The 8,211-nt window shown below is 37.1% G+C and carries 6 protein-coding genes, 1 pseudogene and 1 other annotated feature (1 of these 8 cut by a window edge); of the genes and pseudogenes, 5 read left to right on the top strand and 2 right to left on the bottom strand.

The genetic code is table 11. The features are described from left to right. Nucleotides 1-130 precede the first annotated feature (130 nt). From ACIQYS_RS18595 to ACIQYS_RS18575, 5 genes and pseudogenes are all read left to right on the top strand, one after another. Complete coding sequence (locus ACIQYS_RS18595) at nt 131-718, top strand: xanthine phosphoribosyltransferase (RefSeq protein WP_402983260.1); 588 nt, start codon at nt 131-133, stop codon at nt 716-718. After that, on the top strand, nt 715-1,983 hold the full coding sequence (locus ACIQYS_RS18590; RefSeq protein ID WP_402983257.1) for a nucleobase:cation symporter-2 family protein: 1,269 nt from the start codon (nt 715-717) through the stop codon (nt 1,981-1,983). The genes ACIQYS_RS18595 and ACIQYS_RS18590 overlap by 4 nt, the downstream gene beginning before the upstream one ends. Before the next feature lie 1,075 nt (nt 1,984-3,058). Next, a complete protein-coding gene (locus tag ACIQYS_RS18585; protein WP_402983254.1) occupies nt 3,059-4,333 on the top strand; it encodes an MDR family MFS transporter in 1,275 nt (424 codons plus the stop codon). Between the two features lie 392 nt (nt 4,334-4,725). Then, a pseudogene (locus ACIQYS_RS18580) lies at nt 4,726-5,208 on the top strand (NUDIX hydrolase); the annotation flags it as partial. Further along, on the top strand, nt 5,206-5,703 hold the full coding sequence (locus ACIQYS_RS18575) for a GNAT family N-acetyltransferase (RefSeq protein ID WP_402983269.1): 498 nt from the start codon (nt 5,206-5,208) through the stop codon (nt 5,701-5,703). The pseudogene ACIQYS_RS18580 and the gene ACIQYS_RS18575, both read left to right, overlap by 3 nt. A 130-nt stretch (nt 5,704-5,833) precedes the next feature. Here the strand turns inward: ACIQYS_RS18575 and ACIQYS_RS18570 are convergent, their stop codons facing one another. Both ACIQYS_RS18570 and ACIQYS_RS18565 read right to left on the bottom strand, forming a co-directional pair. Next, on the bottom strand, nt 5,834-6,277 hold the full coding sequence (locus ACIQYS_RS18570) for a carboxymuconolactone decarboxylase family protein (RefSeq protein ID WP_402983251.1): 444 nt from the start codon (nt 6,275-6,277) through the stop codon (nt 5,834-5,836). A 137-nt stretch (nt 6,278-6,414) separates the two neighbouring features. After that, complete coding sequence (locus ACIQYS_RS18565) at nt 6,415-7,779, bottom strand: aspartate kinase (protein ID WP_402983248.1); 1,365 nt, start codon at nt 7,777-7,779, stop codon at nt 6,415-6,417. A gap of 381 nt (nt 7,780-8,160) precedes the next feature. Further along, nucleotides 8,161-8,211, top strand: a binding site (T-box leader) (it continues 180 nt past the right edge of the window).

The following is an 8,211-nucleotide window of genomic DNA, read 5'->3' as shown; positions in this document are numbered from 1 at the left end:
ATCTCATTAACAATCGACCAAGGAAATGCCTTGGCTGGACAACTGCATACGAGGCGTTTCAGGAAGAACTGTTGCACTTAATTTGACAAACGGTCTTTAAAAAATATGAATACGAAGGGATCAAATACTTATGAAATTATTAAAAGAAAAAATTGTCCAAGAGGGTAAAGTTCTATCCGAAAATGTATTGAAAGTAGATACTTTTTTAAATCATCAAATCGATCCAGTGCTCATGCAAGCAATTGGAGAAGAATTTGCTGCTCGTTTTAAGGATGCGGGGATTACAAAAATTTTAACAATTGAATCTTCTGGTATAGCACCATCTATGTTTGCAGGTTTAACGTTAGGAGTTCCAGTTGTATTTGCTCGTAAACGCAAATCACTCACTTTATCAGGAAACTTATATTCTTCGAAAGTACATTCATTTACGAAAAATGAAACAAATGAAATTTCCGTTTCAAAGGATTTTATCAACAGCGATGATGTCGTGTTAATCATTGACGATTTCCTTGCAAATGGACAAGCCGCTCTTGGACTGTTAGAGATTGTAGAACAGGCAAACGCTAAGAATGCGGGGATTGGCATAGTCATTGAAAAGGGGTTCCAAACAGGTGGCAGCCTCATTCGTGAAAAAGGAATTCGAGTAGAGTCTCTTGCAATTATTAAATCTTTAGCCGATGGACAAGTCACTTTTTTTGAGGAGACTACGACAGCATGAATAATGCGTTAAGAAATACGGCACTTGGTATTCAACATGTTCTAGCTATGTACGCAGGAGCAGTACTCGTTCCGCTTATTGTAGGCAATGCAATCGGGCTTAATTCGGAGCAGTTAACATATTTAGTTGCAATTGATATTTTAATGTGTGGGGTTGCAACCATTTTACAAGTAATGAGTAACCGCTTTTTTGGTATTGGGTTACCAGTTGTATTAGGGTGTACATTTACAGCAGTAGGTCCAATGATTGCGATTGGCGGGGAATATGGTGTTTCCTCTATTTATGGGGCAATTATTGTGTCAGGTATTTTTGTTATAGTAGTTAGTAGTGTTTTCGGCTATCTTGTAAAGTTTTTTCCGCCAGTCGTAACCGGTTCGGTTGTAACGATTATTGGAATCACTCTTATTCCAGTGGCGATTAACAATATGGGCGGAGGTCAAGGTGCTAGTGATTTTGGGTCTGTCTCTAATGTTTCATTGGCATTTGGTACTTTGCTTTTCATCGTTTTGCTTTACCGTTTTTCAACTGGATTTATCAAAGCGATTTCTATTTTACTTGGCATTATTCTTGGGACGATTGCGGCCATTTTTATGGGGAAAGTGGATTTTTCACCTGTTGTGGAAGCTAGTTATTTTCATATGGTTCAGCCATTCTATTTTGGAACGCCAACTTTTGAAGGGACACCAATTATTACGATGTGTTTAGTAGCGATGGTGTCATTGGTCGAATCTACAGGGGTTTACTTTGCACTGGGTGATATTCTTGAGAAAAAAATAGAGAAAAAAGATTTAACAAAAGGGTACCGTGCAGAAGGGATTGCTGTATTGCTAGGCGGTATTTTCAACTCATTTCCTTATACTACTTTTTCACAAAATGTTGGTTTAATGCAAATGTCAGGTGTTAAAACGAAAAATATTATTTATATTACGGGCGGTATGCTAATAGCACTAGGATTCATCCCTAAAATTGCTGCACTTACAACGATTATTCCAGAATCCGTACTTGGTGGAGCAATGATTGCGATGTTTGGGATGGTCGTGGCGCAAGGGGTTAAAATGCTGAGCAAAGTCGTTTCGGGTTCAGGGGATAATTCGATGATTATTGCTTGTTCAATAGGAATGGGACTTGGGGTGACGGTAGTTCCAGACTTATTTATCTCTCTTCCAGACAACTTACGTATTTTAACAAGTAACGGAATTGTAGCTGGGAGTGTAACAGCAATTGTGCTGAACATTATCTTCAATATGATTCCATCGAAAAAATAATATAAACTGTAAAGCACGGGGGTTTCAATACCTCAAGATTAATGAAAATTGAATAAAATTTTACTAATAATACCCCACATATTATTAAGTAAAATATGATGTAATGTCGCCTTACCTTTTCTATTCATTTAGAAGAGGAGGTGGCATTTTTTGTAAGAAAAAAGGTGCGTAAAAGGAATACAGATGATGAAAATATTATCGTTTCTTTTTCATTTTAATAAGCATTTGATTATTTTTATTCAGCAAAGAAATCTGAGGACATGGGAGAATCTACTTTAATAACTTACAATGAGTCATTAATTATACGAGAATGGATCACTTTTATACAGTGATCGTCCATAAGGAGCTATACAAGATAGACATAATTCTCAAAAATGGTATGATGCTTTTATAGATGGTAAACTCTCTCTTGACGATGCTTTTGCGATCAAAATAAACTAAACGAAGGTTTTAACATGATACAATTTTTACCATCGATTTAACAGACGGACAGTATGCTAATAGCACTAGGATTCATTACTAAAATAGCCGCTCTAACGATTATTCCAGAATCCGTTTTAGGAAAAGATCTTCGGGTTTGTCGTGTTGAGCGGTCTTTTTGTCGCGCTCGGGGTAGTCTTTGTCGTGTTCGAAGGCTAGTTTGTCGCGTTCGCAGTGGATTTGTCTCGTTCAACCATTTATTGGATTTTATTTTCAAGAAACACTACATAAGATTTAATGTAAAACAGTGCAGCTGATTAGCTAGCAAATAATGTGGATTGTAGCGAAAAGGGCGGCGACTCCGACTGGATCACGTGAGACAGATGAGACTTCACAACGTACGCGAAGCAGTGGTGAAGGCTCATCGCTCACCCCGCGGAAAGCGTCCGCCCTGCAGCGAAAATCCAAGTGGTAACTTCCTTATGACGCATCACATTATCTTTAAAGTATGTAATAAAAAATGCTATCCCAAAGATCAACCTTGCTTAAGGATGTTTTTTTGTTTGTAAAACATATGTAAAAGTGCAGTTTGCTGTTTCGAAATCCGAAGTATTATGGTAGGATAGTATCATCTATTAGATACGAGGAAATATATATGAGAATTAGAGATTGGGATAGGCCCTTAAAAGTCCGATTATTCGGCGAGTTTTTTAGTAATTTAAGCTTTTGGATGGTGTTTCCGTTTCTTGCTATTTATTTTGCAGATGAATTTGGAACTAGTATGGCAGGAATACTACTTGTGATTTCGCAAGTATTTTCTGTCGCTGCAAATTTAATCGGAGGTTATTGTGCAGACCGCTTTGGAAGAAGAACGATGTTGTTCTTTTCTGCTACGGTAGAGGGCGCAGCGTTTATACTTTTTGCGTTTGCCAACTCGCCTTGGTTAGACTCACCTATGCTCAGTTTCGTAGCATTCACGATTGCTGGAGTAGCTGGTTCGTTTTATCATCCAGCGAGTCAAGCGATTGTTGCAGATGTTGTACCGGAGAATGAGAGAAGCACTGTCTTTTCAGTATTTTATACATCCATCAATATTTCCGTAGTAATTGGACCTATTGTAGGAGCGGTATTGTTTTTCCAATATCGCTTTGCATTGTTGCTTATGGCCGGTATAATATTCTGTTTAGTTGGTTTAGCGCTTCGATTGTTAACAGAAGAGACATTACCAGAAGAGATGAAAAAGCAGTTAGTTGCTAGAGGCGGAAATGGTTGGATGCAAGTAGTGATCGATCAAGTGAAGGCATATGGATTAATTGTGAAAGATAGAGTGTTTCTCCTTTATGTGATTGCAGGGATTTTACTTGGACAAACGTTTATGCAGTTGGATATGTTGATACCAGTTTATATGAAAGAAGTAATTGATAAGCAAGTACTGGGGAATTTCTTTGGTCGAGAATGGTCCGTGACGGGAGAAGGGTCTTTCGGTATTTTATTATCGGAGAACGGGTTATTAGTTGTGTTACTGACGGTTTTTGTATCGAGATGGATGACCAAATATCCAGAGAAGTGGGTATTTTTCCTTTCGTCGTTTTTATATATGATCGCGATGCTTATTTTCCCGATGACGGCAAACTTTTGGGTATTCCTGCTCGCGATGGCGGTATTTACTTTCGGAGAGTTGGCGACAGTTGGATTGCAAGAAAGCTTTGTGTCTAAGTTAGCGCCAGCAGATATGCGTGGTCAGTACTTTGCTGCGGCAAGTTTGCGATATACGATTGGGCGAACGATTGCACCATTAGTGTTTCCGCTTGTAACATGGATCGGCTTTACTTGGACATTTGTGATATTAGCGGTTTTAGCGATCGTTAGTGGATTTATTTATTTGGTGATGTTCAAGGAATATGAGAGGCAAAAAGAAATAACTGCGTAAATTGGACAAGGGGTACTCTTATAAAAGAGTACCCCTTGGTTTTGTATAGGTAAAACATAACTTTTGAATTTTAAATTTCATCCCGAAAAAGTTCGGGGAATAATCTACATGAAAGAGTTCCCTTTCAATGCCGCGGTAAATTGTTCCACTGGTTGTCTTCTAACCTAAGCAACGTAAACCCTACCTTCTTTTACGTCCTTGCGACCCTGTAGTCGCGCCAGTGTGAATAAGTATGTTCAAAAACACATAAAGCAGAATGCCAAATTTCTAATATTTATGTCTTACCAAAAATGTTAACGTAACGTAGTATCTCACAAAAAAAATGTCATGTCAATTAAAGGGGCTTTACATGTTATACTAATCCATACAATAGAACGGGGTAGGTGGGGGAAATGGAAGTTTGGGATATTTATAATGAAAATCGGGAGAAAACGGGGAAAACTCATATCCGCGGAGAAGAAATACAAGAAGGTAATTTCCATTTAGTTGTGCATGTCTGGATAATGAATGAAGAGGGGCAACTTCTAATTCAAAGACGGCAACCTTGGAAAACAGGGTGGCCGAATATGTGGGACTGCGCAGCCGCTGGATCAGCGCTTACAGGTGAAACGAGCGAAATGGCTGCAATCCGTGAAGTAAAGGAAGAGCTTGGTATCGATCTAGAAGAGTCCAGTTCAGAGATTTTATTTACGATTCGATTCCCAAGAGGGTTTGATGATCATTTTCTTGTTGTGCATAACGTAAATATCGAGGATTTAAGCCTTCAATACGAAGAAGTCGGAGATGCAAAATGGGCTACGATGCTGGAAATTGGGGAGTTAGTCCAAAATGGTGAATTTATTCCCTATCATATTCTAGATACTTTATTTACCATGATTCAATCCAAGATTTCACTAATAAAAGCAACAGCAGAGGATGCAAAAGAATTGTTTGAATTACAGAAAAAAGTATTTACACCTATGTATGAAAAGTATGAAGATCATGAAACAACACCGGTAAAACAGACATTTGAGAGATTTAAAGAACGGTTAAAACTTGGAGACTATTTTAAAATATCTTTAGGAAATTCACTTGTCGGAAGTGTACATGTATATCCAAAATCGGCTGGTGTCATGCGACTTCATATGATTAATATTTTAGATGAATTTCAAGGAAAAGGTATCGCGCAACAGGTAATGATGAGACTGGAAAGTTTGTACCCAGAAGCAAAACGATGGGAATTGCATACGATACTAGAAGAAAAAAGAAATTGCTATTTGTATGAAAAGATGGGTTATGTGCAAACGGATGAGAAGTGGAAAGTAAATGATAAAATGACACTCGTTCATTATGTGAAAACAAGCCGATTAAACCATATGCCATGTCTTTAAAAATGGCTATGTTAAAGGAAAAGATTGATTAATCGTAAAGAATATGAGAATGGGTTTTCCTAAATAATATCGCATTTGACACAAATTGTGGAGGAAAAAACGAGCACGTTAAAGTGCTCGTTGGTAGTAATTATATTTCAGTGGCTATATTTCCCATTGCAATAGAAATTCTATTCCAATTGTTGATTTGATTTATGATAAGAACAAGGTCAACATATTGTTTCTCGTCATAGTGTTCACGCACTCGTTGATAAAGCCCATCTGGAACACGTTTTGTTGGGATTAACGTCACATGTTCTGCGAATTCTAAAGCTACTTTTTCTTCTTCTGTGTAAAATTCACACTCTTGCCAAGCACTAACACAGTATATTCTTTGTTCTGTTTCACCCATCTTTCGTGCATCTGCTGTATGCATATTCAAACAGTATGCACAGCCGTTAATTTGAGAAACACGAATTTTAATAAGTTCACGAAGTTTTCGTTCGATTGCTGACTTTTTCGTGTACTTCTCCATGTCCATAATAATTTTCATACCATCAGGTGCAATCTCATAATAGGGTATTCTTTGTCCCATACAGCAACACTCCTTTAATTTATGGTAAGGTTAATTATATCTTAAAAAGAACGTTTGTACTAATTTAATGGGTAATAGATTTCTAAGAAAGCGTCAAATAAACTCCAAGAAGAGCAAATCTTCTTGGAGTTTATTAATTATCCGACTGATACAGGTGCAAAGAACTCGTTGTATAGTTCGCGTAGTATTTTATCCTCGTTGCTTCGATGGACACCGAATGCAAGGCTGACTTCAGAGGAGCCTTGGTTAATCATTTCGATATTGGCACCAGTTCTAGAAATAGCAGTTGCAGCACGTGCTGCGAGTCCCGTGCTATTGTTCATACCTTCCCCAACAACTACAATCATTGAAAAGTCGTGACGGAAATGCACATCTTCTGCATGAAGCTCGTTTAAAACACGATCTATAATTCGTATTTCTTTTTCAGGTGTAAGTTGATGGCTACGCATAATTACCGAGATATCATCTAACCCTGATGGCGTATGCTCGTATGAAATATGTTCTTCTTCTAAAATTTGAAGTAATTTACGACCGAAGCCGATTTCTCTGTTCATCAAATATTTGCTCACATATAAAATAGAAAATCCATTATCTGCACTAATGCCAGTCACGGGTCGTTGGTTAGCTTTTCGTTCTGCCACTATTTTCGTTCCTGGGGCAGTAGGGTTATTTGTATTTTTTATACAAACGGGAATCCTACGCTTATATACGGGCATTAAAGCTTCATCATGAAAAACGGAGAAACCTGCATAAGAAAGTTCACGCATTTCACGGTATGTTATTTCTTCAATCTCTACAGGGCTATTGACAACTCTAGGATTCGCGCAAAAAACAGAGTCGACATCTGTAAAGTTTTCGTACAAGTCCGCTTGGACAGCCGCTGCTACGATTGAACCGGTAATATCGGAACCACCACGTTCGAATGTTCGAAGCACTCCCTCTTTTGTGTATCCGAAGAATCCAGGGAATACGATGATTTCAGAACTGTTTTGCAGTGTGCTTAAGTTGTCATATGCTTCTGGTAAAGCTTGTGCTCGCTCTGGCAAATCGTTGACGACTAATCCAGCTGTCTTGGGATTAACGTATTGTGCTGGCATGCCGATACTTGTAAAGTAGGTAGAAATGAGTTTCGCATTATTATCTTCACCGCTTGCTTTTATATTATCTACAAATAGTTCGATGTTAGTATTTTTATTACTAATACGTGTGCGCAAGTCTTGTTCGATTACATCACTTATTGTATGATCTAATCCCAGTTCCTCTGCGATTTCTCTATAACGATTGACTACATTTTGTAATTTTTCTTCGACGTTTTCCATATGTATTGCTGCATCTGCTAATTCGATCAATAAATCAGTTACTTTTTTGTCGGCATCGAATCGTTTACCAGGTGCTGACACGACTACGAATTTTCGTGTTGGATCTGCTTTAACGATTGCTGCTACTTTTTTTATCTGTTCTGCATTTGCAACGGATGTTCCTCCAAACTTGCTCACTTTCATTTTATCAAATCCTTACCTTTTAATATGTGTTTGTATTCCTTGAAAATACAAATGATTTTATACAGTGTACAAATTAAAGCGATTTTAGTCAATATATTTGTTGAAATTAAAGAAGGATAATAAATATTAATACGAACGAAAATGATAAAAAAACAATAAAGGTTCGAATAACACTTGCTATTTTCTGTTATTGGTTATTATATCTATATATTCAGCAATAAATTACGAATTATAATATTTAGTGAAATATTTTTTTATTGAAAAAAAGTTATAAAATCAACGTTTTTTAACATGGAAATATAATGATAACGCTTTCAAATAAATTTACTATATTGACAATTAAAATTACTCTGATAATATGGATTTAAATTCAATATAACGTAAACAATTTGGATAGAGATAAGTTTTATAGTTGGAAATCTAAAGAGAGCT

It is taken from the genome of Psychrobacillus sp. NPDC096426, assembly GCF_044762745.1.
Lineage (GTDB): Bacteria > Bacillota > Bacilli > Bacillales_A > Planococcaceae > Psychrobacillus.
The sequence above is the reverse complement of the archived record's forward strand: the minus strand, read 5'-3'. Positions and strand labels throughout refer to the sequence as shown.

Excerpts from the sequence above, each read along its gene's own strand:
- ACIQYS_RS18575 (WP_402983269.1), top strand. The coding sequence starts at position 5,206 with ATGATTCAATCCAAGATTTCACTAATAAAAGCAACAGCAGAGGATGCA.
- ACIQYS_RS18585 (WP_402983254.1), top strand. The coding sequence starts at position 3,059 with ATGAGAATTAGAGATTGGGATAGGCCCTTAAAAGTCCGATTATTCGGC.
- ACIQYS_RS18565 (WP_402983248.1), bottom strand. The coding sequence starts at position 7,779 with ATGAAAGTGAGCAAGTTTGGAGGAACATCCGTTGCAAATGCAGAACAG.
- ACIQYS_RS18590 (WP_402983257.1), top strand. The coding sequence starts at position 715 with ATGAATAATGCGTTAAGAAATACGGCACTTGGTATTCAACATGTTCTA.
- ACIQYS_RS18595 (WP_402983260.1), top strand. The coding sequence starts at position 131 with ATGAAATTATTAAAAGAAAAAATTGTCCAAGAGGGTAAAGTTCTATCC.
- ACIQYS_RS18570 (WP_402983251.1), bottom strand. The coding sequence starts at position 6,277 with ATGGGACAAAGAATACCCTATTATGAGATTGCACCTGATGGTATGAAA.